Genomic DNA, 24,686 nt, shown 5'->3' with positions numbered 1-24,686 from the left:
TTTCGCAAGACGCGCTGGCAGTACGTAGCGTCGTCGCCCCCATGACCTGCTGTCCTCGTCGCTCTCCCTGTAACGTTCACAAGATCTTGCCGAAAACCTTTTCGCGCGTCATCGTATGCACAGGTCTGCCCTCGTTCCCAGGACTCGGAGGACGCGTGTCGATGAAACGATTAGCCGCCGCCCTTACCTCGCTGACCACCGCCCTGGTCTTTGTGATCATGATGGTCGGCGCCCCACCAGCCAACGCCGCGACGACATTCACCTCGACAGCCGTCAACCAGAACGGCGCCAACTGCCTGACCCTCCCCAACAGCTCCACCACCAACGGCGTCCAGCTCACGCAGGCGTCCTGTAACGGTGGCGGCAACCAGAGCTTCACCTTCACCCCGGTGAGCGGCACCACCGACCAGTACACCGTCGGCACCTCGACCAGCGGCAGATGCGTGGACGTCTACGGCGCGTCCACCGCCGACAACGCCACGGTCATCCAGTGGAACTGCTCCAGTGCCAACAACCAGAAGTTCCGCCTGGTCCCGGTGACGGTCAGTGGCACCGACAAGACCTTCAGGCTCCAAGCGGTGCACTCCAGCAAGTGCGTCGTCCCCGCGGGCGGCTCATCGGCCGCCAACACCGGCCTCGTACAGCTGCCCTGCGACGCGGTGTCCTCACGGACATGGCGGTTGCCGAACTACACCAGCGGTGGCGGCACCCCCACCACACCCCCGGAAAAGACCATCCGGGTGTACTGGCTGAAGCCATCCGACGTGGCCTTCGACCAGCGGTGGCCGGACGGCATCGCCAACGTCCTACGGGAGGCGCAGCGCTACTACAAGCAGGAGTTGGGCAAGACCTTCACCCTCAACGACCCCGTGGTCGAGGTCGTCAACGGCGACCACGTGAAGAACTGGTACGAGACCACCCCCAACGGAAGCGACCCGTACTGGTGGACCGTGTTCAACATGCAGCAAGAACTACTCAGGAAGCTGAACCTGAGGTCACCCGACCCGCGTTGGATCAACGTGGGTGAGATCAGCGCGGAGGGCAACGGCGCGGGCGGTGGTGGCGGCGGTGGCTGGGTGATCCTGAACCAGCACGACGCCGATGGCGCCGCGGGCGTGAACGGCCCGATGAACCGCTGGTACGGCGGGATGGTCCACGAGCTGGGCCACGCCTTCGGCCTGCCCGACTCCTCGTCCACCGACGGGACTCCGATGTCCGCCTCGTTCTACGACTACCCGAACACGCATTTCAGCCAGAGTCAGAAGAACCAGATCCTGTCTGGTCCGTACGGCAGCTTCCTGAGCTGACCCCGGACAGACCTACGGCCGGCCCGTCCCCGCTCGACGGGCCGGTCCGTCGGTAACGAACAGACCTCCCGGTACGGCACTCCGGGCAGATACCGCTGCCAGTCGGCCCGCGTCAGCCCCCGCCCGGCACGAGCGCAGACCGTGGCGGCCGTCGCCTCGGGCCCGACGGACATGTCGCGCAGCACGCCTGTGTCGTCGAGGGTGTGCAGTACCGCGCCATCTGATCCGAACGCGGCTGACAGGGAGTCCACCTCCGCCACCATCGACGGCCCGAGCTTGCGCGGCGTGGCGACGTCCCACAGCTGGACCGCTCCCGCGCCGATGGACGCCGCCACGTCCCCCTTCGGGGAGAAGACGATCTGGGTGATCCCGACGCCGTCGTTGGGGTTCGCCCGGAATGTCGGGCCGCGCTTGTCCCCCGTGGCCACGTCCCAGAACGCGAGCCTGCCCGACTCGTCGCCGGTGGCGAGGATCGCTCCGTCGGGGCTGAAGGCCATCGCCCCCAGCCCGCCGTTGAGACCTCCCGGGCCGAATCCGGGACCCACCGGTTGTCCGGTGGACAGATCAATCAGGTGGTTCCCCGAGTTGGTCACCGGGACCATCATCGAGCTGCCCGGCCGGAACACGACCCCCGACAGGTACCCGGTTTCGACGGACCGCATCCACGTGTGCCGCGGCACGTTCCAGACGAACACCCGACTGTGCCCCGTACGCTCGAGGTCGTCATCGGTGTCGCTGGCGCCGACCGCGACGAGCGTCCCGTTCCTGTTCACCGCCAGGGTGGACGCCGTCCAGCGGCCGGGCAGCCGGGCCTCGGACACGTGCGACGGTTGCGAGGTGTCCCGCATCTCCAGCCGCTGTCCCATACCGCCGATGGACGCCAGCAGCCGCCCGTCACCGCTGAAGGCGAGGGCCATGTCGCCGTCTCCGATGGTGACCTTCAGCGGGGTTCCCAGCGGGCGGCGCCGCGCCACGTCCCAGAGCAACAACTGCCGCGACTCTGCCTTCTGCTGCGTGGCCAGGAACCGGCCGTCGGGGCTGAACACGGCGGTCGCCGGGGTGTGGCCGGGCAACCGCACGGGGTGGAGCAGATCGGAGATGTCGAGGCTCACCACGCTCTCGTCGGCCAGGTAGCGCAGGGTCGTACCGTCGAAGGCCACGTTCTGCGGCGCGGCCCGGTAGTCGAGCAGGGTGCTCCCGTCGGAGACGCGGACGAGCGCGAAGCGGTCGGTGCCGCCGGTCACGAGGTGGCGGCCATCGGGGCTGAACCAGATTTGGCCATCGCCGTTGGAATCCCAGCCCGGGGACGCCCGGTGGGAGAGCGTACGCCCGGTGCGCAGGTCCACGAACGAGATCTCCGAGCCGGTGCCGCACGCGACCATGTGACCGTCGGGGCTGATGGCCGCCACCTGCCCGTCCTTGACGCAGGTCTCGCCGTCGTGCCACCTGGCCACCGGCTTCCCGCCCGGCAGCCTCAACAACTGGAAACGCCCTTCGAGGTCGACGTTCACCACCAGGTCGTTGGCCGGAGTGACGGCCGGCCGCACCATGCCGGCCCTGGTGGAGACGGTCGCGCCGGTCCGTATGTCCCACAGGTCGCCGCCTTGGGACCCGACGACGTTCACGTACCGGTCGCCGGTCAGGAACTGGACGTCACTGAAGAATCCCGGCACATCGATCTTGCGCCTGGCCCCCGTCTGCCTGCCGGTGTTCGTGTCCCAGATGGTGAGGGCATGGCCCGCGGCCACGGCCAGCAGCCGGCCGCTGGGGCTGAGGTCGGCTCCGAGGAACCGGTCCGTGCCCATCTTCAGGTCGTTCCAGCCGCCGATCTTCTTCCCCGTACGAACGTCGTAGATCCGCACGCCCTGCGGGGACACCCTGACGAACGTGCGCCCGTCCGCGGTCATCCGCCGTACGGTCTCGGCACCGGTGTCAGGGTCGGTGAACGCCGCGCGCTCACGCTGTGCCCACGCGTTCTCCAGCGTCGCCCGCGTCGCGGCGACGGGGGCCAGCCGCCAGGCGGCCACGCTGAGCAGCATCGCCCGAACCGGGTCGGTCGCGCGCATGGTGTCGGCCTGCGCCGCGACCTTGCTCGCGACCGCCTCGTCACGCTGTGCCGCGACGATCCTGCTCTGCTCCGAGACCAGGCGGCTCTGCCGCAGGGCGAGGCCGCCGCCCGCCAGCGCGAGGACGAGCAGGGCGGCCAGGGCGACGGTGAGGAGACGGCGGCGCCGGACCCGGTGGCGGGTGGCGGCGTTGCAGGCGTCGAGGAAGTCGCGTTCGAGCTTGCTCAGGGTGAGGTGGCGGCGGCCGGTGGCGGCCCAGCTCAGTGCCGTCTCCAGGCGGCTGCCCTGGAAGACGTCGCCCTCACGACGTCCATGGGCGTTCCAGTGGCGCGCGCCGGTGCGGATCATGTCGTGCGTGGGCAGCCCGTCGCGCTCGTCGCCGACCCAGGTGCGCAGCCGCGGCCAGGCCCGCACCAGCGCCGGCCGGGCCAGGGTGATGTCATCGCCCCGCGTGATCACCAGGTACGCGAAGACCTCCAGGATCCGCTCCAGCGCGGCCCGCTCCTGCGGCGTCCTGGCCTCCGACAACTCCTCCCGCGACGCCGCCCGTACGGTCACCTCGCCGGTGTCGGTGACGTTCACCAGGCGCAGGAACAGATCGGGGACCAGATCACGTCCGGCGGGGTCGAGGAATTCGTAGGCGTCGTCGGCCAGGGTGCCGAGAGTGGGATCGGCCGCGGCCCCACGGCCGAGCAGCCCGGCCTCGGCGCTGCCGACAGTGAGCAGGTCGGCCTCGGCGCTGCCGACGGTGAGCAGGCCGGCCTGGCCGCCCTGGCCGCCGCTGACCAGGCCGAGCAGCAGCTCGCGCGCGGCCGGCCTGGCGAGGGGGTCCTTGGCCAGGGCCGCCGAGACCAGAGGCCGCACCGACCGCGGCAGCACCGTCAGATCCGGCTCGGCCGACAGGACGCGGTGCATGACCGCGCCCAGGCTCTCCGCCCGGAAAGGATCGTCACCGGTCGCCGCGTAGACCATGATGGCGCCCCAGGCGAACACGTCGGCGGGAGTGTCGGCGCGCTGGCCGGTGTACACCTCCGGAGCCATGTACGTCGGGGTGCCGGTGACCCGGCCGGTGGCGGTCAGCGACATCTCCGGGGTCCGCGCCACGCCGAAGTCGATGACGCGCGGCCCGTCCGGCCCCAGCAGCACGTTGTCGGGTTTGAGATCACGGTGGACGACCCCGGCGTCGTGGATGGCGGTCAGCGCCGTGGCCACCGCGGTCGCCAGACGATGCAGCTCGTCGCCGCTGAAACGCCGCCCGCCGTCGACCGCCTGACGCAGGCTGGGCCCCTCGACGTACTCGCTGACCAGGTACGGCTTGGGCGCGTCCAGATCAACCGCCAGCACCCGGGCGGTACAGAACGAGGCCACCCGCTGAGCGGCCGCGGCCTCCTTGCCGAACCGGGCCCGCAGACCCCGATCACCGGCTGCATCCCCGTGCAACACCTTGATCGCCACCCGGCCGCCCTGGGAGTCGTACGCCTCGTACACCACCCCTTGCCCGCCGGCCCCGAGCCGCCCGGCCAGCCAGAAATCCCCCAGCCGAAGAGGGTCACCAGGAAGCAGGGCCGACGCCGAAACCATCTCACCACCCCGTCATCACTGATCGACTACGTCGTTTAGATGCCGTCCCCATCCCAGGAGTTGCCATCCTTGTGGTTTTGGCGTCTTCGACAGCATTCACGAAGGTGTTCGGCGTGCAGCACCCCATCGCCCGGGGACCGCCGACGGCCGAGGGCTGGCCGCCGTCCTGGCTCTGGGGGCCGCGGGCCTCTGGCAGAACGCCCTGGGGTGCATTCATTGCGTTTCATTCTTCCGCGAGCTCGACTCAGCGAAGATGCCGCACAAATTCTGCCCCATAGAGGCGCCGATCGGGAAACCATCTTATGGAAGCTGGGCGTGGAACTTTCTTTGCCGCCCTGGCAACCATGAATCAATCGCCTTGAGCTACACGTCCTGTTTGCAGTCCGTGATTGTCGCGGTCGGCGAGATGAGCCCGGATAACGTCACAGGACATTAAAGCGCCGCTCTTCCGTTTTTCTTCCGTCCGCCTTCCGTCGCAGGTGAGAGACGATATGACCACCTGACGAGCCACTTTCCGCAGCCGATCGAACGGAGCGGATCACTATCGCGATCGGTTACCAGAATTCGCCGCCGCCCTCGGAGACCGGCCGAATCTGCTATACCTCTCAGGGCCGTGCGAAATACGCGCGGCATTAACGATCGCGGAGTGCCTGACACAGGTCGGCAATCACCGCATCGTCGAGACGCACAACGTTCCTGAAAGAGGTCCGCATGGCCATGTACGAACAGCAGGCACCCGCAAACTTCGAAGACCGGCGCGCCGCCAAGGCCCCCGAGAGGCCGGCGAACTTAACCCGAGCGGTGTACACGGCCATCGCCGCCGCGGCGCTCAATGTGATCAGCGCCATCGGACTCATCGTCTCCGGCGCAGAGGCGATCAAAGAACAGATCGCCGCGAATTCGGACGCGGGCTCTGCCCCCGTAAGCCTCGACGAGGTCGACATCCACAGCGACCGGTTCGAGTCGCTCCAGATGATCTACTCCGGGCTCGCCTACAGCACGATCTTCTGGTCGCTCGTGCTCGTACTGCTCGCCTGGCTGGCACTGCGCGGCGGCGGCGCCGTCCGGATCTTCGCCACCATCATCGTCATCATCTCCGTCCTGTTCAAGCTGGTGGGCCTGTTCATCACCCTGCCCACTCTCACGCTGGTCGCCGACGTGCTCGTCGCCGTGCTGGGTCTGGCCGCGACCATCTTGTTCTTCGGTGCCGGTGGCAAGGCCGCCCGCCGGGGAAGGTGACCCGCTCCGCCTTATGGCTGGGACCCCGATGTCCGGGTCCGAGCCATAAGGTGTGCACGGTCTCTTGCTGCAACTCGGCCAGGAACGGCGGGACATCCGGGTCCGGTTCGGTGTGGGCGTTGAGGATGACCGCGGCTTCCTTCAGCGGCCTTCACGTGTGTGCCGCGCCTCCCGACGTCAAGGAGGCGGCATAGTGATCGAGGAACAGCCGGGCGATCAGGTCGCCGCGTGAACCGGTGCCCGACTTGGCGAAGATCGACTTCAGGTGGTCCTGCACGGTGTACGACGACACATGCAGCCGACCGGCGATCTGCTTGGTGGACAAGCCCTTGGCCACCAGCTCGGTGACCCGGCGCTCGCTGTCGGTGAAGCCGTAGGCATCGACCATCAGCGGCGCCATCTCGGCGGGGCGAGCGACTTCCAGCATCACCGCGACCTGCGGTTCCGGACCGTCATTCAGCAGCGAGCCGCGGACGATCAGCCACTGACCGGCCCGGGTGCGCGCTCGGGCCCTGGCCGGCCGGAGATCGGTCGGCGCAGGTGCCGCACTGGTTGCCGGGCCGCAGAGGGAACGGGCCTGGCGAGCGACAGCGGAGATCACCAGCGGCAGCCGAGCGCCCGCTCTGTCGCCGGTGCCCAACTCGTCCAGCCAACGATCCGCTGCCTTGTTGGACATGCGCACGCCGTCATCGGTGTCGAGGATCAGCAGACCGACGTCGTCGTCACCGGCCTGTGCGCCACCGAGCAACAGGCCACGCCGTAGACCATCGGTGATCAGGGGGGCGATCGACGATACGAACTCCACCTCGGCCAAGGAGAAGTACGGGCGCTTCGCCTCCCGGAACACCGTCAGCTGCCCCCATGTCCCCGTGCTGCCGGCGAGCACCACCCGCAACTCATCGGAGAATCCCCCGGGGCTACGGATCTCCCGCTGACGCAGGCTACGGTCGAGGTCACCGGCGGTTGCTTCGCTCAGGCTGCCGGCCGGGCGGCCGGCATGGGCGAGCTGTACCCACCTGTTGAAGTCCGGCTCACGCACCTCGATCTCCACGAGCCGGAGCAGCTCTGCCGCGGGCAGGCCGTTCTCCACGAACTCGGCGGTCGGGAGCATGGTCGCCGGGTCGGTCGTCATCAGGCAGGTGCCTTCGGCGGGCACGGCCCGGCCCAAGGCATCGCCGACGGCCCGCGAGAACTCTGGCACGGACAGTCCTCGGTGAGCCAGCCTGACGATTTCTTCGCGGACGCGCGCATGCGCCGCCATCGCGTTGACCACGATCGGGATCTTATGACGATCGTCGGCATCATCCCAGAAATCTGGGATTCCACCCGGCTGGACGATCTCGCATGCTGGGCGCATATCAGTATTCGCCCGGGCAGGCCGGGCCGCACAAAGGGAGCCCTACGCCATGATCACCGTCGATAGCACCCTCGCCGCCGGCGCCTGGGTCGGCGATCCCGTTCATTCCGACATCTCGTTCAAGGTCCGCCACATGGGCGTCGGCAAGGTCAGAGGGGATCGAGTTCACGACCACCGAATCGGACCCGCGATGACTCTCGTGGTACCCCGTTGGACGTACTGAAAGGACCGGAAACGTGAGTAAGACGGTGCTGTACATGTCGATGTCGGTGGACGGGTTCATCGCCGGGCCGAACGCGGGGCCGGGCAACGGGCTCGGTGACGAAGGGCATCGGCTGCATGAGTGGTTTCTGCCGGATGCCGACGCCGATCACAGGAGCGACCTCGACCACCTGGCGGGCGCGAACCGTGAGGTCATGGACGAGGTCATGGCCACCGGGGCGGTCGTCGTCGGCCGGCGGACGTTCGAGCTCGCCGACGGCTGGGGCGGCGACCATCACGACGGCGTGCCGATCTTCGTCCTGAGCCGCCATCAGCCCGATCCCGGGCTGCAATGGCCCGGGGTCACCTATGTGAGCGACGTAACGGCCGCGATGAACATGGCCAAGGACGTGGCCGGCGACAAGGACGTACTGGTCCACGGAGCCCGCACCGCTCAGCTGGCACTTGCCGCCGGCGTCCTGGACGAGCTGCAGATTCACCTGGTCCCGGTCCTGATCGGACAGGGTGAACCGCTCTTCGAGGACATGCCGCCCGACCACATCGAGCTCGAACTGCTCCGTGCCGCGGACGGGCCGGGCGTGACGCACCTGCGCTACCGCGTGAGGACGGGGGGCTGAGGCGATGGCGCTCATCCGGCTGTACATGACCATGTCCCTGGACGGTTACGTCACCGGGCCGCAGGACAGCCCGGACACCCCGCTGGGAATCGGCGGGTTCCGGCTCTTCAACTGGCTCGACCGGCGCAACGCCCCGGGACCCAGCGGACAGGTGTACGCCGAGGCGCTGGCCACCCGCGCCGTCATCGCCGGCCGCCGCACCTACGAGCACGCCGACCGCTGGCAGGGCGACCATCACGACGGCGTCCCCATCTTCGTCCTGACCCACGACGTCCCGGACGACCCGCCGCCGGGCAGCGTCCGCTACGTCACCGACGTCCGCGAGTGCGCCGCACAGGCCCGCGCGGCGGCCGGGGACGGCGACGTGATGGTGCACGGCGCCGGGGCGGCGCAGGCGCTGCTGCGCGCAGGGCAGCTCGACGAGCTCGAACTACACGTCGTACCGGTCCTGCTCGGGCAGGGACGCCGGCTGTTCGACGACCTGCCGGCCGAGCACATCGAACTCGACCCGGTCCGCCGGTTGACCACGCCGCAGGTCGAGGAACTCACCCAGCACGTCACGCACCTGCGCTACCGCATCCGCCGCCCGTGACCCGCCGCCGAACTGACGACCCGCCTGTTGTGAGGATCACCGGTCAGCGGGTCACACTCCGATGAAGCTCACTGTCTCTGTCATGTCCGCCCGTCCAGTACGCAGCCGTGGCACGCCTTCCTTCTCGAATCCCACCGCGACACCGCAGAACAGCACAAGCCCGTCATCGGCTCCGACCATCTGGCTGACGGTCTTGCGATACATCGTCCACATCACCTGGGGGCAGCTGTGCAACCCCTCCGCCCTCAGCAACAGCATGACCGTCTGCAGGTACATCCCCGCGTCCCCCCACTGACCGGGCCCCATCGTCCGGTCGAGGTAGCAGAACAGTACGACCGGCGCCCCGAACGCCTCAGAGTTCAAGGCGGCGATCTTCGCGGGCCTGTCGGGGTCGTCGCGCTTGATTCCCAGCGCTTTGTACCGCTGGGCGGCCGCAGCGGAAAAACGGTCCAGATACGGCGAGGTCAGTCCGGCCGGGTACATCGGATACTCCCGCTCATCACCCGGGTCTCCCGCCAGCGCCCTGGCCGTCGCGCGTCTCTTCAGTTCGGCCAAGGGCTCGCCGGTCACAACATACACATGCCACGGCTGGAGGTTCCCACTCGACGGAGCCCGCGTCGCCGCAGCCAGCACTCGTTCGAGTACCTCCTTGGGCACCGGCTCATCGCTGAACGCCCGCACAGCCCGGCGGCTGTTCACGGCTTCATACACATCCACGTCTTTTCGTCCTCTCACTCCATGGCGGGCAGCGGTGCTGACCGGTGTCGCGACCGGGGCGATGGTCGCCGCTGCGCTCTACGACGCCGCCGACCGCGACTACCGCCTGACCGTGCTCAGCGACGCCTGCGCCGACGAGGAACCGGACGTGCACGACTTCCTGACCAACCGCGTCTTCCCGGCCAGGGGTGCTGACACGGTCATGCTGACGATCCTGCGTGGATGCGTCGAGGTCTTCGACCAGACGACCACAGCCGTCTCAAGAAAACCGCCGGACCGCGGCGTGTGCCGTGGTCCGGCGGCTCTGATTACCTACCAGTGCTGTTTGTCCGTCGGCCACGTCTTCTGCGGCAGCTGCTGCTTCTTGAGCACGCTCTCCTCAGGCGTGCCCACGGCGCAGCGGGTGCCGGGCGGCGGCACGGTCAGAGCGATCAGGTACTGGTCGATGATGTCCGTCTGGCACTTGTCCTTGCCGTAGATGCGGTGCCCCCAGCCCTCGTAGGTGAGCAGCACCGCCTTCGGACCGAGTTGCCGCGCCGCGTTGGCGGACCACATGTACGGCGTGGCGGGATCATGCAGCGAGTTCCCCAGCAGGATCGGCGCGTCACCCGTGTACTTCAGCCGGTGCGGCGGGTTGGTCGTGGTGGAGTTGAGGCAGATGGGCATGTCGTCGATCGGGTACGGGTGGTACCGCACGTCAGGGGCCAGGCGCTTGGAAATGCCCATGTAGACGGCGTATTCGGCGTAGTTCCGCACCCGGAGGCTGTAGTCCTGGCAGAGGATCCGGGTGGGCAGCTCGGCGGTGTCGCCCTCCACGGGCCCCCGGCCCGGCAGCGGCGGTACCCACGACGGCTCGGGCCCGCCGCTCAGCCAGTTGATGACCTCGCTCAGCAGTCGCCAGTCGGGCCCTTCGGTGCCGAGCGCCGCGTTGTAGATGACCTGCAGCTCGGTCATCGGGCGGTCCGGGGCGGTCGGATAGTACAGCTCGCCGCGCCGGGCCTTGGCCCGCAGATCCCGCCACATCTGACGGACGTCACGCCCGTGCAGGATGCAGCTGGTGTCGGCCTCGCACCAGCCCACGAACTGGTCGAAGGCGTCCTCGATGGCGATCGCCTCGGTGCTGAGGAAGCCCGCGACACCGAGACTGTGGTCCATGTTGCTGTCGAGCGCGAGGGCCCGGATCCGGTTCGGGAACATCTCGGCGTACATCTGGCCGATCAGCGTCCCGTACGAGATGCCGTAGTAGGTCAGCTTCTCCTCGCCGAGGGCGGCGCGGAGGGCGTCCATGTCGCGCGCGACGTTGCGCGAGTCGACGTGGTCGTACAGGGGGCCGGTGCGTGCCCGGCAGTCCTGGTGCAGCTTCTTGGTGAAGGCGTCCCAGGCGTTGTAGTCGGCCTGGCTCGACATGACGGTGTGCGGCATCTGGTTGTACACCGAGGCCGAGCAGATCACCGGATGACTGCGGCCCACGCCCCGGGGGTCGAAGCCGACGATGTCGAAGCGCTTCTGCAGCTCCTCGGTGTAGGAGTCGGGAGCGCCGTACACGGCCTCGACGCCCGAACCGCCCGGGCCGCCGGGATTGATCACCAGGGAGCCGACCCGAGCCGCCGGGTCGGTGGCCTTGCGCCGGGCGATGGCCAGGTCGATGGACTCGCCGTTCGGCTTGGACCAGTCGATGGGGACGGTCAGCTTGCCGCACTCGGCACTGGGTTCCTCCTCACAGGGCGCCCAGGTGATGCTGCTCTGTCCTACGGCTTCGGGCTCGGTCGCCGCGCCGGCCGCAGGAACTGGTAGAACCGCGGCCAGTGCTAAAAGCGCGGTAGCGAGCAGAGTCGTCTTTCTTCGCACGTTGCTCCAATCTTGGTCGGCCTGCACGCCCCCCGTTTTACGAGCGTGCGGCCTGCCTTGATCATGGCCCGTGCGGGACTTTGATGGGACTTGCACTCATAAATTGGCGGAAAGTCGACGCACCCCGAACAGACGGTGCCGTTCAGGGCACCCAGGCCCTAGGCACCCGCGGCGGGCCCTCGTCGCGGCCAGTCGGGGGCGGGGTCCTCGGCGAGCAGCGGCCGGAGGGCGCCGAGAACCGCGCCGATGCAGACATCGCGCAGCTGGGTGCGGGTACAGGTGGCGTGGGTGAGCCAGTCGACGCAGAGGACCTGGACGAAAACCAGCCAGCTTTTCAGGACACCGGGCACAGCCTCGCGGGCGCTCTCGTCCGCGAGCGGGAGTACGGTCAGCAGCCGCGCACGGAGCGCGTCCAGCTCGTTCGTCATGATCGTCTGGATCACCGGGTCGCCCGCGAGGACCCGGTTCGCGGCGAGGACGGCGTTGCGGTTCGCCACGAAGTAGTCGAGATGGACGTCCATACCCTGGATGAGCTGCTCCACCAGGGAGGCGGCGGGGTCGAGTCGCGTCTCGGCAAGCAGTTGGTCCGCCGCCTGCTGGTAGATGGCCGCGAAGAGGGCGTGCTTGCTGGGGAAGTGACGGTAGAGCAGGGCCCGGGAGACGCCGGCCTCTTCGGCGACCTCCTCCATCAGCACGTCAGCGTACGGGTGCGCGGCGAAGAGCCGGGCGCCGACGGCGAGGAGCTGGGCGCGGCGGTCGGCCGGGGTGAGTCGCTGGCGAGGAGGCACGCAAGAAGCTTAGTTGACACGGGTCTACTAGAACGCCCAATGTAGTAGACGCATGTCAACTAAGCTCCGCCACGGCGACTTGGAGGGATTATGGCCAGGGTTCTGCGCGTACTCACCCAGCTGATGGGCTGGGCCTGCGTCGCGATCGGCCTGTTTCACGTGGCACTCGGCAACGCGGCGATCCCCGGCGCCGGTTCCGCCGGCACGACGATCGACAGCTGGGGCCGGTTCATGGGGGCCAGCTTCGCCGGCTACGGGCTGGCCTGGCTCTGGGCCGCGCGCCAGCGTCCGATCCCAGCTCGGGCGGTGCGATGGCTGGCCGGCGTCTTCCTGCTGGGCGGCGTGGGGCGGCTGCTCTCGCTCGCCGTGCACGGCTGGCCGCAGGGGTTCCAGATCGCGCTGACGGTGATCGAGCTCGGCCTGCCGCCGGTCTTCTTCTGGCTGGCCGACGCGGAGGAGCGGGCCCTGCGCAGCGACGTGGCGCCCGAGCCCGCCGGGCGATGAACGCGCGATCTCCACGGCCGCTGCCGGAGGCGTCGTTTCGACGATGTCGCCGCCCTTTCGTGGGTCAGCCGGTGCTGAGCAGAGCGAACCGTTCGGCGAACGCGGACATCTCATCGCGCTGGTGTTCTGGTTCCGCAGAGGTGGGGCTGACCACGATGCGGGTCACGCCTTGCGCGGCGAAGGCCTCGACCTGTTCGGCGGACATGTCGATCGACCCCCATCGGGTGTGCTCCAGCGCGCCAGGGTCACGGCCGGCCTCCGCTGCGGCGGCTTGGGCCAGCTTCCATTGGATCGCGCGTTCCTCCAGAGTGAGCGCGCCGCCGGGGAAATACCCGTCACCGCGCTGCCCGGCGCGTCGTGCGGCCGCCCGGCTCGACCCGCCGACGTGGATCGGCAGGTGTGTGGCTCGGTGCGGCTTCGGGTAGCTCGTCACGTTGTCGAAGCCAAAAAACTCACCGTCGAAGCTGACACCCTTCTCGTCGCCTTCCCACAGCAGCCGCAGCACGTCGATGGCCTCGTCGGTACGTCGTCCGCGTGTGCTGAAGTCGACTCCCATCGCCTTGGCTTCGCCGGGCAGCGTGCCCAACCCCACGGTGAACAGCCGCATCCGTCCCTTGGACAACGCGTCGATGGTCGCCAGGCGCTTGGCCAGGACCACCGGGTGGTGGTACGGCAGCAGCAGCACGCCAGTGCCGAGCAGGATGCGCTGGGTGGCCGCCGCGACGAAGGCCAGGCAGTCGAGCGGGTCGGGGTAGGGCAGGGCCGGCGGGAGCTCAAAGGGGCCGACCGTGGCGCCGGGATACAGCACAACGTGTTCAGGCAGGTACAGCCCCTCAAAGCCGCAATCCTCAGCATGCCGGGCATAGGTCACGAGCCTGTCGGGGTCGAGCCCGTCGGCTGTCGAGTAACTGATCGCGAATCTCATCGTCATACCTTTCGGCTCGACCTAGACCCGTCAAGCCCCCAAGAGACGATCTGATTGGGGTGATCGTGATGATCTCCCGTGAGAAGTACGGCACCGGCGGCTCGTGATCGAATCATGCGGCAAGTATGCAACCTTGACATTGGCGTCAATCAATACGAACCGCTGGCTCCTGTCCCCTGCATGCCCGCCGCCGCGGGCTGGTTACCACCGCGACCGTTCGTGCTTATCCGGCGCGGCTCCGTGCTCCGCCACACCGGGCCCACACCCTCGCTTCGTAGGTTCAAGAGCGCCAAGCGATCCACCGCACGAAAGGAAACAGCATGCCGACTCAGACCGTGGAATTGCCGCAGTTCCCGCTGGCAGGGAACACCGCCCCCAGCGTGACGACCGATGCCGTGCACGAGCGCGCGTGGGTCCCGGAGTTCTCGTCACCCCGCGTCCAGTAGAACCAGCCGACCGGCGGCGGGACATCCCGCCGCCGGTCCCCCACCAGTGAATGGAGGCGACGTCTTGGACACCGAATCACCTGCCGATCTGACGGCCCGCATCGACCTGACACTCGGCTCGGATCCCCGGTTCGGCAGCGCCGAGGCGATCGAGGTCAGGAACCTGGCTCGCTACCGCCTGGGTCTCGGCGTGCTGGCCCGGCACCACCCACACGCCGCCGACCGGCTGGAGCGATTGTGCCAGGCTGATGACGCCGAGCTCCGCCCGGTGATGTACGACCCGGTGCTGCGCAACGCGTTCGAGAACGACCTGGCCGCCCTGGAATTACAGGCCGGTGAGAACGACACTCTGGTCGGCTACCTGGAAGGCGGTGCGGCCGACGTGCTCGACGGCCTCGGGCCATGCGAGCGCCTGTCTCATCCCAGGGTGCGTCCATGGCCCAGCCATGCCGTCTCGTGGGTGTGGACCGATCTCGAACCGCGCTCCGAGCCGGAACGGGTGCTGGCCGCTCGCCTGGAAGAACTGCTCGCCGGGACCCTCTCGAAAAGCGGCTCCGCCGGTCGGGTACGTCCCGACGCCGGCATGCTGGCCAGACTCGGCCAGGGCGCCGAACTGCTCGCCGAACTGCTGCCCAACACCGGCGCCGGCGTGCTGCCGCACATCTCCCTGACCGGGCTGGCCCGTGATGAGCTGGCCGACGGGGTCCTCAACTCCATCTCCGGCGGCGATCCGCTTCCTTCGGCGGTGCTCCTGGCCCCCGAGCGGCTGGCCGACCCCTGGATGGCGGCCGAGACGCTGTTCCACGAGGGCCTGCACCTGAAGTTGTTCGACGTGCTGCGCACCGGGTCCATGGCCGCCGATCCGGACCAGCTGATCCCGATCCCCTGGCGCCTGAAGTCGTGGACGCTGTCGCGGGTGCTGTTCGCCATGCACGTCTACGCTCACCTGCTGCTCTTCCGCGCGGCCGCGGCCGACGCCGGCCCGGAGCTGCGCGCCAAGTACGGAGAGCCGCCCGCGATCGACTTCGTCGATCAGGCCACGCCCGGCAGTCAGGCGGCCGGGAGCGGTGAGTACACCACCACTGTCGAACGGGTGACCTATCTCGCCCGGCAGGCCTCGCAGGCGTACGGCGGGATGCTGACGGCCAGTGGGAGGCGGTTCGTCGACTGGCTGATCGGCGCCGTGGCCCCCCTCGCGCCGGAAATCCTGCCCGAACCGCTACCCGTCGCGGCCCACCCACGCACGGAGGTGGAGCTGGAGGTACGGGGCTACCGCCAGGCACAGCCGGTTCAGGTGTGCCCGATCCCCGAGCAGGGTCAGCTGGTGGCCGTCACACCCGGCGCGCCGAGCTTCCAATGGCTGAACGAACAGGCCTGGCTGATCTACGCCCTGTGCGATGGCAGGGACCTGCCGTCGCTGCGCGAGCGGTACCGCCAGGCAGCCGGACCCGGCACGGATGACCGGTTGGGGCTCGGTGTGGCCGATCTCCTCTCGGTCGGGCTCATCGTCCCCGTAGGCTCCTGAGCTCACCGTAGGCTCCTGAGCTCACCGTAGGCTCCTGAGCTCACCGTACGCTCCTGACCTCACCGTACGCTCCTGACCTCACCGTAGGCTTCTGAGCTCAGGTGATCACGCCCAGCTCTTTGAAGATCTGGTCGGCGGCGGCCAGATGGTGGTGGGCGGTGGCGTCGCCCTGGTCGGCAAGGGCCTCACCGAGATCCCTGTGGGTTTCGGCGAGGCCCCTGCGGTCGCCGATGCCGGAGCGGATGCGCAGCGCCGCGGCGAAATGCGTGCGCGCCTCCTCCTCCCGCCCGAGACGGTGGTAGAGGCCGGCCAGGTCGTTGGTCACCTGCCCCTCGCCCTTGAGGTCGCCGCTCTCGCGATGGCTGGCCAGCGCGGCCAGGAGATGCTCGCGCGCGGGTTCGAACCGGCCGAGCTTGGCCTCCACCAGGCCGATGTTGTTCAGCGCGCGGGCCTCTCCCTTGCGGCTGCCCGCCGCCCGGCGCAGGGCGAGCGCCTTCTGGTACAGGTCCAGCGCCTCGGCGTGACGGTCTTGGGCCTCGCGTGCCACGCCGAGATTGTTGAGGGTGTTCGCCTCGCCTTCGAGGTCGTCCGTGCGCTGGTGGATGGCCAGCGCGCGCTCATAGTGGGTGACGGCCTCCTCCAGGCGGCCCAGGTTGCGCAGCACGATGCCGAGCATGTTGAGCGTCTGGCCCACGGCGTCGTCGGCGCCTGTGCCCTCCAGGAGGCGCCGTGCCTCCTGAAGATCGGTGAGGGCTTCGCCGTACCGGCCCAGCAGCCAGGAGACGGTGCCGATACTACGCAGCGCGGTGCCCATCCCATGCTGGTCCTTCAGTTGCCGGTAGATCTCCAGCGTCCTGCGGTGCTCGGCCAGGGCTTCGGGGTAGCGGCCCAGGTGTTCCAGGACGGCGCCGAGGTGGTGGTGGGCGGCGGCGGCCTCCAGGTGCCTGCCGGCCCGCTCGGCGGCGGTGGCGGCCAAGGCGTGCAGCTCAGCGGCGTCGGCCAGGCAGTGGCGCAGTCGCAGCGGCTGCGCCAGCGCGGCGGGCAGCCGCCAGGCGGCGTCCATGCCATGCTCCGCGGCGTGGCGGGTGCCCGCCATCACGTTCTCATGCTCGTCCCGCAGCACGAGCGGATCGTCGATGGTGAGATACCACTCCAGCAACCGGCGTACGGACTCCTCGCGGATCGGCGGAGCGTCCTCGACTTGGGCTCGGTCACGGGCGTAGTCGAGAAGGAGATCATGCAACTGGTAGCGCTCTTGGAGCGGTCGGCCGCGGTGCGGGTGGATCAGGCTGGCCGCCCGTAACGCGTCCAGGTGCGTACGGGCCTGGGCGGCGGAGACGTCGAGCATCGCGGCCAGCGACTGGGCGGTGAAGCCGGAACCGGGCATCAGGCCCAGGCGGCGGAAGGCGATCTGGTCGGCCTCGGCCAGCGCCTGGTAGGACAGGTCGAAGGTGGCGCGGACGGCGTCGGCCGGGACGTCGCCGAGGGACAGAGTGCTGAGTCGTCCGCGCTCGGTGAGGTCCGCCAAGTAGGTGGCGACGCGGCGGTGGGGGTGGCCGGCCAGGTGGGCGGCGGCGATCCGCAGTGCCAGGGGCAGGTGCCCGCACTGGTCCGCGAGTTCGGCGACCGCGTCCGGCTCAGCGCCCGCGCGTGGGCCGATGACGGCGGCCAGCAGGGCGACGGCCTCGGGCTCGGCCAGGATGTCGAGGTCGATGGTGCGCGTCACGTGGCGCAGGGCCAGACCGGCAAGCCGGTTCCTGCTGGTGACCAGCGCCAGGCAGCCGTCGGTGCCGGGCAACAGCGGTAGGACCTGGGCGGCGTCGGCCGCGTTGTCGAGCACCACCAGCACCCGCCGTCCGGCGAGCAGTGTTCGGTAAGCGGTGGCGAGCTCGTCTTCTTCCGCCGGGACCTGCTCCGGAGGCATGCCCAGGGCGCGGACGAACCGGTCCAGCGCCTTCCGCGGGGTGATCGCCTCCTGCGGCCGGTGGCCGCGCAGGTCGATGAAGATCTGCCCGTCGGGAAAGCGCTCGGCCATCCGGTGGGCCCAGTGGACGGCGAAGGCCGACTTCCCGACGCCGGGCATGCCGCTGATGACGGCCACCGTCCCCGGTGCGGTCCGCGTCAGCGCGGTCAGCTCACGGAGAGCGGTGCCGCGGCCGGTGAACTGGGCCAGGTCGGGCGGGAGCTGCGGGGAGATCGGCCCACGAGCCTCCCGCCCGTCCTCCCGCCCGTCCTCCCGCCCGTTCTCCCGGCCGTTCTCCCGCCCGTTCTCCCGGCCGTTCTCCCGCTCGTTCTCCCGGCTGTCCTCCCGCTCGTTCTCCCGCCGCAGGATCCCGGCCTGCAGACGGCGCAGCTCCGATCCGGGGTCCAGGCCGAGTTCCTCGGCGAGCACCCGGCGCGCTTCGCCGTAGGCGGCGAGTGCCTCTCTGGTCTGACCTGAGCGGTCGAGAGCGGCGATCATTCTGACCCACAGGGATTCGCGCAGCGGGTGTTCCGCCAGCAGCGCGCGCAGCTCACCGGCGACCTGGGCGTGCCGGCCGAGCCCGGCCAGCGTGTCGGCGTACTCCTCGAAGACCGCCAGCCGCAGCCCGTCGAGCCGGGCCCGCTCCGCCTCGATCATCGGCGACTCGGGCGCGTCCGCCAGCGCCGGCGCCCGCCACAGATCCAGAGCCTGCCGGAAACGCCGCGCGGCGTGCGCCGGCTGCCCCGCCTCCGCCAGCTCCCTCGCCTCTACGGCGAGCCGCTCGAAGACACGGGCGTCCAGGGTCGCGCCTTCCAACCCCAGCCGGTAGCCGCCCGGCTCCCTGACGAGCGTGACGACGCCTCTTCCGCGCAGACGGGAGAGCAGGGAGTGCAGCGTGCTCTCCACGCTCCGCGGTGGTGTCGCGCCCCACAGCTCGTCGACCAGGCGCTCGACGGGGACGGGCCGTCCCGCCTTGATCAGCAGGATCGCGAGCAGCGCCCGCTGCTTCGGCGCGGTCAGCGGCACCGGCGAGCCGTCGTTCCAGAGCTCCAGGGTCCCGAGGATCCGGAAATCCACGCCGCCCCCTTCACCGCGCAAGTCCGTCTTCACCGCGCAAGTACCGCTTCACCGCGCAAGTACCGCTTCACAGCGCAAGTACCGCTTCACCGCGCAAGTCCCGCGCAAGCCCGGCGTGGCAGTCTAGATCGCGATTCATCCCGTCCGGTAGTACGGATCCGGCCTGTCCGGTTCAGGAGGTGATCGTGCCCTTGGCATTCCGCGGCGCCCGGCTCAGTCTGCTCGGCCCGCTCCAGGTCGTACGCGGCGACGGAGTGGTCCCCATCACCGCACCCAAGCATCGCGCCGTCCTCGCCATCCTGGCGATCAACGCGGGCCGCCCGGTCTCGGCGGACCGGATCATCGAGGAACTCTGGCAGGGCTCCGAGCCCAAGTTCGCCCGTAAGACGCTGCAGGGATACATCTGGCGGTTGCGCCGGGTACTGGGCGAGGACCTACGCACCCGAGGGGCGTTCTACGAGCTGGGCGGCGCCGCTCTGGAAACCGACGCCGCCCGCTTCCAGGGGCTGCTCGCCGAAGCACAGCAGGCCGTTCGAGCACGTCAGCTGGAGCCGGCCCGCGGGCTGCTGGGCGCGGCGCTGGATCTCTGGCGCGGGCCCGCGCTGGCCGACGTACCCGCCAGCCCGATGATCCAGGCGCACGCCGACCGGTTGGAGGAGGCGCGACTACTGGCCGTCGAGGTCAGGCTGAGGGCCGACGTCGAACTCGGACACCAGGCGACGGTCATCCCCGAACTACGCGAGCTCACCGCCACTCACCCGCTGCACGAACCACTGCACGCGCTGCTCATGCTCGCCCTGTATCGGTCGGGACGGCAGGCCGAAGCCCTGTCGGTGTACACCGGGTTGCGCGCGGCGCTGATCACCGAGCAGGGCCTGGAGCCGGGCACGACCGTACGGGAACTCCACCAGCGGATCCTCACGACCGATCCCGCCCTCGATCCTGCGGCCTGAGGAGCGAGCCTTCGGCACGCACCAGGCTGCTCGCGTTGCGATGGAAAGCCGGGCGCAGGGAACGGCCCCGCGACGTGCGGAACACCTGAATCCCGCCCGCATATATCAGATTCTGATATATGCTGCCCGGCATGATCAGGATGACAGAAGCGACATACTTCATCCTCGCCGCACTGCTCGACGGTCCCCTGCACGGCTACGGGATCATCTTGCGCGTCGGCGAGCAGTCGAACGAACGGACTCGCATCCCCGTCGCCACGCTGTACACCACGCTGGACCGCCTGGAGAATAAAGGCCTGGTGGCGAGGGACCGGGAAGAGATCGTCGAGGGACGTTCCCGACGCTACTACCGCATCACCGATGACGGCGTCGTCGTGGTGCGCGCGGAAGCTGTCCGCCTGCAGCACGCCGCGAACCTCGTCACCAGCAGGGTCGCGGTGATGGGCACGTGAGCGGCCGCCTCGAACGGTGCTACCGCCTACTGCTGCGCCTGTATCCCAAGGACTATCGAGACGAACACGGCGAAGAGCTCATCGGCACGCTCATACTGGCGTCTGGCCGGTTCCCCGTTCGCGAGATGTCGGCTCTCGTGGCCGGCGCATTCACCGCGCGCGCGTTGCAGGCACGGACGACTCGGGTGCCATGGTGGGCGGACGGCCTGCACTTGGGCGTATTCGTGCTGACGGTGTTCGAGCTGTCCGGAGCGCCGGACCCGCTGCACAGGCCCATGTGGTGGGCAGAGGCGATCACCTTGCTCGTCTTGACGGCACGAGGTTGGGTTCGGCTGGCGCTGCCTTTGTCCCTGGTCGTGTTTCGTGTGCTGCCCGACGGGTGGACTCCGACGATCCGCACCTGCGTGATCATCGCCGGTCTTGCTGTCCTGTCGATATGGCCAGGCAAGGGTCTGGCCAAACGGTCCTGGGCCTGGCTGCTGATTCCCGCCTTCTGGTGGCTGGCGCCCGGAGGCTCCTTCGGACTGTACTCCGGGCTACCGTGGGTACTGCTCAAGTTGGGAGTCGAGGCGCTCCTGCTGGTCTGGGCGATCTGGGCCACGATGGCGGCGAGGGACGCTCGCTGGGCGCTGGCAAGCGCGATCTACGTCTGGACCGGCCTTGCTCTCTTCCAGTTCGGCGCCAGGGGCTTGGCCTGGCACAGCACACGCGACTTCCTCTACTGGGGCGGATCATCACTGCTCGTGCTCATCTCCCTCGCCATGGCCCGTCGTAGCAAACGGGTGATCTGAGCGCATCCAGCACCAGCGGGCCGGTCCGCGGCCGACGCGCAAGCGCTGTTTCACAAGCGCTTATGAAACAGCGCTTATGCCTAGAGGGCCGCCCTGCGGGTGAGCAGCTTGATCACCCGCCGGTCTGCGAATCAGCGATCGCGTGGTTCCGCTCGGCGGGTGGCGAGCTCATCGAGCAGAGGGCTGCCTACGTCTCAAGACGCGGGCCGACTGGGAGGAGCTGTCAGCGGCGGCTCACTGACTGCTCGGTCTCCTGATTGTTCGGCCCCGAGGCCCCGAGGCCCCTCGGCGTCCGGGTGGCGGTCAGCCACAGGCCGGTGAATACGGCGCAGGCCAGCGTCACGGCACCCGCCGCGAGGAAGGCGCTGTTGAGGCCGGATTCGAAGGAGGCGCCGCCGGACTCCCGCGCGTGGACGATCGCGCCGAGCAGCGCCACGCCGAGCACCGCGCCGATCTGCCGGGTGGTGCTGCTGACGCCCGAGGCGAGGCCGCCCTCCTGCGGGCTGACCGCCTGGATGGCGGCCCCGGTCAGCGGCGACATGGTGAGAGCGAACCCGATGCCGACGACCGCCAGCCGCCACCACACGTTCCCGTAGCCGGTATCGGCGTGCACGAAGCCCAGCGCCAGCAGCCCCAGCCCGGCCAGCGCCAGGCCGATACTGACGACGACGCGGAAGCCGTACCTGGCCGCGAACCGGCCCGCGTACGGGCTGACGATCACCATGGCCAGCGAGACGGGCAGGGTCCGCAGCCCGGCGACCAGAATCGAAGTGCCCTGGACGTAGACGAAGAACTGGGAGAAGAAGAACGACGACCCCATCAGCGCGAACCCGACCACGACCATCGCCGTGTTGGACACCGTGAACAGCCGCTGACGAAACAGCCGCAGCGGCAGCATCGGCGTCGACACACGAACCTCGACCACGACGAACGCGGCCAGGAGCACCAGCCCGGCGGCGAAGCCGCCCAGGATCACCGGCGAGGTCCACCCTCGAGAACCGCCCTCGATCAGGCCGTAGGTCACCGCGCCCACGCCCGCGACGGACAAGACCGTGCCGGGGACGTCGATCGGCGGCGCGCTCGGGTTGCGGGACTCCCCCAGCACGCGCAGCCCAGCCAGCAGCAGGACCGCCCCGATGGGCACGTTGACCAGGAAGATGGCGGGCCAGCCGAAGGCCTCCACCAAGACCCCGCCCGCCAGCGGTCCGGCGGCCAGGCCGATGCCGCTGAACCCGGCCCACAACCCGATCGCTCTGACACGCTCCCTCGGGGCGGGATACGCGGCGGCGAGCAGCGCCAGCGAGGCGGGGCTCAGCGCCGCGGCCCCAACGCCCTGCAGCACCCGCCCGGCGATCAGCCAGCCGATCGAGGGCGCGAGCGAACACACCACCGACGCGGCCGTGAACACCACCACCCCGGCCAGGAACACCCGCCTGCGGCCGAACCGGTCGGCGAAGACGCCGCCCGACAGCAGCAGCATGGCCACCAGCAGCACGTAGGCGTCGACGATCCACTGCAGGCCGGTCAGCCCAGTGTGGAGCCGCTGCTGCATGTCGGGCAGGGCGGCGCCGACGATCGTGTTGTCGAGCAGCACCATGAACTGACCTGCGCAGGTCAGGGTGAGCAACGCTTTCACTTACATCCCCTTAAAGCAGTTGATGACTGTGTTAACGTAGACCCTCATAGAATACAAACGCAAGTCACGACTGCGTTAAGGTGGGGGTATGGATGAGCAAGGGCGGGCCAGGCGGCCCGGCGGGCGCAGCGCCCGGGTCCGCGCGGCAGTGCACCAGGCCGTTACCGAGCTGGTCAGGGAGCGCGGCTACGGAAACTTTTCAGTCGGCGACATCGCGGCCCGCGCGGGCGTGGCCGACACCAGCCTCTACCGCCGGTGGGGCAACCTCCAAGCCCTGCTCAGCGATGTGCTGCTGACCCGGCTCAACGTGCAGTCGCCGATGCCTGACACCGGCAGCCTGGCCGGCGACCTGCGGACCCACGCCGCCAACGTGGCCCGCGAGGTCACCGGACCCGACGGCCTGGCGCTGGTGCGGCTGACCATCGCGCTGTCAGGCGAGGGTCAGCAGGGCCTTCAGGCGCGCGACGAGCTCCTGGCCGACCGCACCAGGCAGTTGCAGGGCATGCTCGACCGCGCCCGCGACCGCGGCGAGGACCCGCCTGACGTACTGGAGGTGCTGGACCATCTCCTGGCGCCGATCTACATGCGCGTCCTGTTCGGCGCGGGCCCGCTCACCCCTGACTACCTCGACGGGTTGGTCAACCGGTTGCTCGCCTGATCCAGTCCGTCGCGCTGAGGAGTACCTCGATGGGGGTGGAAACCGCCGCTGTCGCTTGTGCCCACTCGCGTGCTGAGGTAACTAACCGCCTCGTCCTCGGTGAACTGCTCCACGGTGACCAGCGTCGCGGTCGTAGACACCCGTCTATCCAGGTGGGGTATGAAGCCGCACATCAGCCTGCCACCCGCACCGGGATGCCTCACCGGGAGCTCAGGATCAGCCGGACTCCGCGAGCAGATGTACGACACCGGCCGGATTCTTGATCCAGTGGGTTCTGGAATCGAGGTTCTCCAGGGGCTCCACCTCGTCACACGGGTGGATCCCGATGCCGGCCAGCTTGCTCGTCGCCGCGTCCAGGTCATCGGTGTGGAGCTGCAGCCACAGGTCGGGCTGTCCGTAGTTGTCGACGCAGTCGAGCCACAGCGTATTGGGCCCGAACCGCACCGAATGAGTTCTCGAGACGGTCGGCGCGTAGGAGACGTCGTCCTCCTTGACGTCGAAGCCCAGAGTGTCGCGATAGAAGGCCACGGTCGCCTCGTACTGTGCCTTGGGGATCTTCATGGCGATGTTCAGGCCGGCCGTGAATTCAGGCTTGCTCATTGTTGCGTGACTCCTTGGTTCGCGTCAGTGGCGTCCAGTGCGCGTTCCAGCGCAACCAGCCGGTCATCCCACCTGTTGGCGAGCCTGGCCAACCAAACCTGGGCCGTGCGAATAGCGGCTGGCTCCAACCGGTAGGGATGGCGGCGGCCGACCGGTTCGCCGGTGCTGATCAGGCCCGCCTCGGCGAGCTGGCCGAGGTGCTTGGCGACCGCCTGGCGGCTGACCGGCAACCGCCGCGCCAGATCCGTGACGGTTGCGGGACCCGAGCGGGCGAGCTCCTCCAGCAGCGCCCGCCGCGTCGGATCGGTGAGCGCCGCGAACACCGCAACGGCCTGCCCTTCTGAATCAGGCGGCCGCATCGAGGTAGGTCTCCAGGTCGACGAGCTCCGTGTCCCATCCCTGACTGTTGGCCTTGTGGGCGGACCGGGCCACGTCGTCGGCGGCTTGGGCGAATCCGCTCTCCACGAGGCGCAGCCGAGTGCCGTCCGGTACCGGCTCCAGCGTGAAGTCCACAAGCGTCTGGGGTGCGCCATCCTCTGGCAGGCCCTCGATTCCCCACCTGAACGCGAAACGGCGTGGTGGGTCGACCACCACGATCGTGGCGACGGATTCCTGGTCGAGGTCGTCCCAACGGAAGAACGCTCGCCCGCCGGGCCGCAGATCTATCTCCGCTACCGAGCCGAACCATCGCGAGAGCCCTTCCGCGGTGGTCAGCGCGGCCCACACCCGCTCGATGGGGTGCCGCAGCACCGTCACACGTTCGATCGCGTCCGAAACCATACCCACCCTCCTTCGCAACCTACGGGTTGCCATTGATTGGCA

Annotated in this window: 23 protein-coding genes and 1 pseudogene; 13 read left to right on the top strand and 11 right to left on the bottom strand. The window is 69.0% G+C overall.

Annotated elements, in window-relative coordinates:
• Positions 1-161: 161 nt before the first annotated feature.
• Complete coding sequence (locus AB0H88_RS33370) at positions 162-1,307, top strand: RICIN domain-containing protein (RefSeq protein ID WP_357651512.1); 1,146 nt, start codon at positions 162-164, stop codon at positions 1,305-1,307.
• On the opposite strand, the gene AB0H88_RS33365 is transcribed toward AB0H88_RS33370, so the two are convergent.
• A complete protein-coding gene (locus tag AB0H88_RS33365; protein WP_357651510.1) occupies positions 1,259-4,954 on the bottom strand; it encodes a serine/threonine-protein kinase in 3,696 nt (1,231 codons plus the stop codon). The genes AB0H88_RS33370 and AB0H88_RS33365 overlap by 49 nt on opposite strands.
• A gap of 711 nt (positions 4,955-5,665) precedes the next feature.
• Here AB0H88_RS33365 and AB0H88_RS33360 point away from each other — a divergent pair.
• Positions 5,666-6,193: a hypothetical protein gene (locus tag AB0H88_RS33360; protein WP_357651508.1), complete on the top strand. Its 528-nt coding sequence runs from the start codon at positions 5,666-5,668 to the stop codon at positions 6,191-6,193.
• A gap of 151 nt (positions 6,194-6,344) precedes the next feature.
• On the opposite strand, the gene AB0H88_RS33355 is transcribed toward AB0H88_RS33360, so the two are convergent.
• Positions 6,345-7,394, bottom strand: a complete 1,050-nt coding sequence (locus tag AB0H88_RS33355; RefSeq protein ID WP_357651506.1) for a helix-turn-helix transcriptional regulator — start codon at positions 7,392-7,394, stop codon at positions 6,345-6,347.
• A gap of 205 nt (positions 7,395-7,599) precedes the next feature.
• Between AB0H88_RS33355 and AB0H88_RS33350 the strand changes: the two genes are divergently transcribed.
• The 3 genes from AB0H88_RS33350 to AB0H88_RS33340 are packed head-to-tail and all read left to right on the top strand — an operon-like array spanning position 7,600 to position 8,981.
• Complete coding sequence (locus tag AB0H88_RS33350) at positions 7,600-7,773, top strand: hypothetical protein (protein WP_357651504.1); 174 nt, start codon at positions 7,600-7,602, stop codon at positions 7,771-7,773.
• 13 nt (positions 7,774-7,786) lie between these two features.
• Positions 7,787-8,389 (top strand): dihydrofolate reductase family protein, encoded by a 603-nt coding sequence (locus AB0H88_RS33345; RefSeq protein ID WP_357651502.1) that lies wholly within the window; start codon positions 7,787-7,789, stop codon positions 8,387-8,389.
• Between the two features lie 4 nt (positions 8,390-8,393).
• The gene (locus AB0H88_RS33340; RefSeq protein WP_357651500.1) at positions 8,394-8,981 is read left to right on the top strand and encodes a dihydrofolate reductase family protein; all 588 of its coding nucleotides are present in this window, start codon (positions 8,394-8,396) and stop codon (positions 8,979-8,981) included.
• 51 nt (positions 8,982-9,032) lie between these two features.
• Here the strand turns inward: AB0H88_RS33340 and AB0H88_RS33335 are convergent, their stop codons facing one another.
• Positions 9,033-9,698 (bottom strand): nitroreductase, encoded by a 666-nt coding sequence (locus AB0H88_RS33335; RefSeq protein WP_357651498.1) that lies wholly within the window; start codon positions 9,696-9,698, stop codon positions 9,033-9,035.
• A gap of 34 nt (positions 9,699-9,732) precedes the next feature.
• On the opposite strand from AB0H88_RS33335, the pseudogene AB0H88_RS33330 reads away from it, so the two are divergent.
• Positions 9,733-9,879, top strand: a pseudogene (locus AB0H88_RS33330) (isochorismatase family protein); the annotation flags it as partial.
• Between the two features lie 131 nt (positions 9,880-10,010).
• Here AB0H88_RS33330 and AB0H88_RS33325 read toward each other — a convergent pair.
• A complete protein-coding gene (locus AB0H88_RS33325; protein WP_357651496.1) occupies positions 10,011-11,546 on the bottom strand; it encodes an alpha/beta fold hydrolase in 1,536 nt (511 codons plus the stop codon).
• Between the two features lie 158 nt (positions 11,547-11,704).
• Entirely contained in the window at positions 11,705-12,334 is a 630-nt protein-coding gene (locus AB0H88_RS33320) for a helix-turn-helix domain-containing protein (RefSeq protein ID WP_357651494.1), read from the bottom strand.
• 90 nt (positions 12,335-12,424) lie between these two features.
• On the opposite strand from AB0H88_RS33320, the gene AB0H88_RS33315 reads away from it, so the two are divergent.
• The gene (locus AB0H88_RS33315; protein ID WP_357651492.1) at positions 12,425-12,838 is read left to right on the top strand and encodes a DUF4345 domain-containing protein; all 414 of its coding nucleotides are present in this window, start codon (positions 12,425-12,427) and stop codon (positions 12,836-12,838) included.
• Between the two features lie 64 nt (positions 12,839-12,902).
• Here AB0H88_RS33315 and AB0H88_RS33310 read toward each other — a convergent pair whose 3' ends face one another.
• Complete coding sequence (locus tag AB0H88_RS33310; protein WP_357651490.1) at positions 12,903-13,763, bottom strand: TIGR03619 family F420-dependent LLM class oxidoreductase; 861 nt, start codon at positions 13,761-13,763, stop codon at positions 12,903-12,905.
• 320 nt (positions 13,764-14,083) lie between these two features.
• Between AB0H88_RS33310 and AB0H88_RS33305 the strand changes: the two genes are divergently transcribed.
• Both AB0H88_RS33305 and AB0H88_RS33300 read left to right on the top strand, forming a co-directional pair.
• Positions 14,084-14,209 carry a hypothetical protein gene (locus AB0H88_RS33305; protein ID WP_284735274.1) on the top strand — a complete coding sequence of 42 codons (126 nt, stop codon included), beginning with the start codon at positions 14,084-14,086 and terminating at the stop codon, positions 14,207-14,209.
• 64 nt (positions 14,210-14,273) lie between these two features.
• Entirely contained in the window at positions 14,274-15,734 is a 1,461-nt protein-coding gene (locus tag AB0H88_RS33300) for an HEXXH motif-containing putative peptide modification protein (protein WP_357651488.1), read from the top strand.
• Between the two features lie 97 nt (positions 15,735-15,831).
• On the opposite strand, the gene AB0H88_RS33295 is transcribed toward AB0H88_RS33300, so the two are convergent.
• Positions 15,832-18,774 (bottom strand): tetratricopeptide repeat protein, encoded by a 2,943-nt coding sequence (locus tag AB0H88_RS33295; RefSeq protein WP_357651486.1) that lies wholly within the window; start codon positions 18,772-18,774, stop codon positions 15,832-15,834.
• A gap of 185 nt (positions 18,775-18,959) precedes the next feature.
• Here AB0H88_RS33295 and AB0H88_RS33290 point away from each other — a divergent pair, with 185 nt between their 5' ends.
• The 3 genes from AB0H88_RS33290 (at position 18,960) to AB0H88_RS33280 (ending at position 20,970) form a co-directional block, all read left to right on the top strand.
• Positions 18,960-19,727 (top strand): AfsR/SARP family transcriptional regulator, encoded by a 768-nt coding sequence (locus AB0H88_RS33290; RefSeq protein WP_357651484.1) that lies wholly within the window; start codon positions 18,960-18,962, stop codon positions 19,725-19,727.
• Positions 19,728-19,846: 119 nt separating this feature from the next.
• A complete protein-coding gene (locus AB0H88_RS33285; protein ID WP_357651482.1) occupies positions 19,847-20,179 on the top strand; it encodes a PadR family transcriptional regulator in 333 nt (110 codons plus the stop codon).
• Positions 20,176-20,970 (top strand): hypothetical protein, encoded by a 795-nt coding sequence (locus tag AB0H88_RS33280; protein ID WP_357651480.1) that lies wholly within the window; start codon positions 20,176-20,178, stop codon positions 20,968-20,970. The genes AB0H88_RS33285 and AB0H88_RS33280 overlap by 4 nt, the downstream gene beginning before the upstream one ends.
• Positions 20,971-21,193: 223 nt before the next feature.
• On the opposite strand, the gene AB0H88_RS33275 is transcribed toward AB0H88_RS33280, so the two are convergent.
• Positions 21,194-22,606: a DHA2 family efflux MFS transporter permease subunit gene (locus AB0H88_RS33275; protein WP_357651478.1), complete on the bottom strand. Its 1,413-nt coding sequence runs from the start codon at positions 22,604-22,606 to the stop codon at positions 21,194-21,196.
• An 88-nt stretch (positions 22,607-22,694) separates the two neighbouring features.
• On the opposite strand from AB0H88_RS33275, the gene AB0H88_RS33270 reads away from it, so the two are divergent.
• Complete coding sequence (locus AB0H88_RS33270) at positions 22,695-23,264, top strand: TetR/AcrR family transcriptional regulator (RefSeq protein WP_357651476.1); 570 nt, start codon at positions 22,695-22,697, stop codon at positions 23,262-23,264.
• Positions 23,265-23,480: 216 nt separating this feature from the next.
• Here AB0H88_RS33270 and AB0H88_RS33265 read toward each other — a convergent pair whose 3' ends face one another.
• From AB0H88_RS33265 to AB0H88_RS33255, 3 genes are read right to left on the bottom strand one after another with little or no spacing between them, the layout of a single operon-like run.
• Complete coding sequence (locus AB0H88_RS33265; protein WP_357651475.1) at positions 23,481-23,864, bottom strand: VOC family protein; 384 nt, start codon at positions 23,862-23,864, stop codon at positions 23,481-23,483.
• The gene (locus AB0H88_RS33260; protein ID WP_357651473.1) at positions 23,861-24,223 is read right to left on the bottom strand and encodes a metalloregulator ArsR/SmtB family transcription factor; all 363 of its coding nucleotides are present in this window, start codon (positions 24,221-24,223) and stop codon (positions 23,861-23,863) included. Before AB0H88_RS33260 ends, AB0H88_RS33265 begins: the two co-directional genes overlap by 4 nt.
• Positions 24,210-24,644 carry an SRPBCC domain-containing protein gene (locus tag AB0H88_RS33255; protein ID WP_357651471.1) on the bottom strand — a complete coding sequence of 145 codons (435 nt, stop codon included), beginning with the start codon at positions 24,642-24,644 and terminating at the stop codon, positions 24,210-24,212. The genes AB0H88_RS33260 and AB0H88_RS33255 overlap by 14 nt, the downstream gene beginning before the upstream one ends.
• Between the last annotated feature and the right edge of the window lie 42 nt (positions 24,645-24,686).

Source organism: Nonomuraea sp. NPDC050680 (assembly GCF_040654555.1).
In the GTDB taxonomy this organism is placed as follows: domain Bacteria; phylum Actinomycetota; class Actinomycetes; order Streptosporangiales; family Streptosporangiaceae; genus Nonomuraea.
This window is presented reverse-complemented; position numbering and strand designations above follow the sequence as displayed.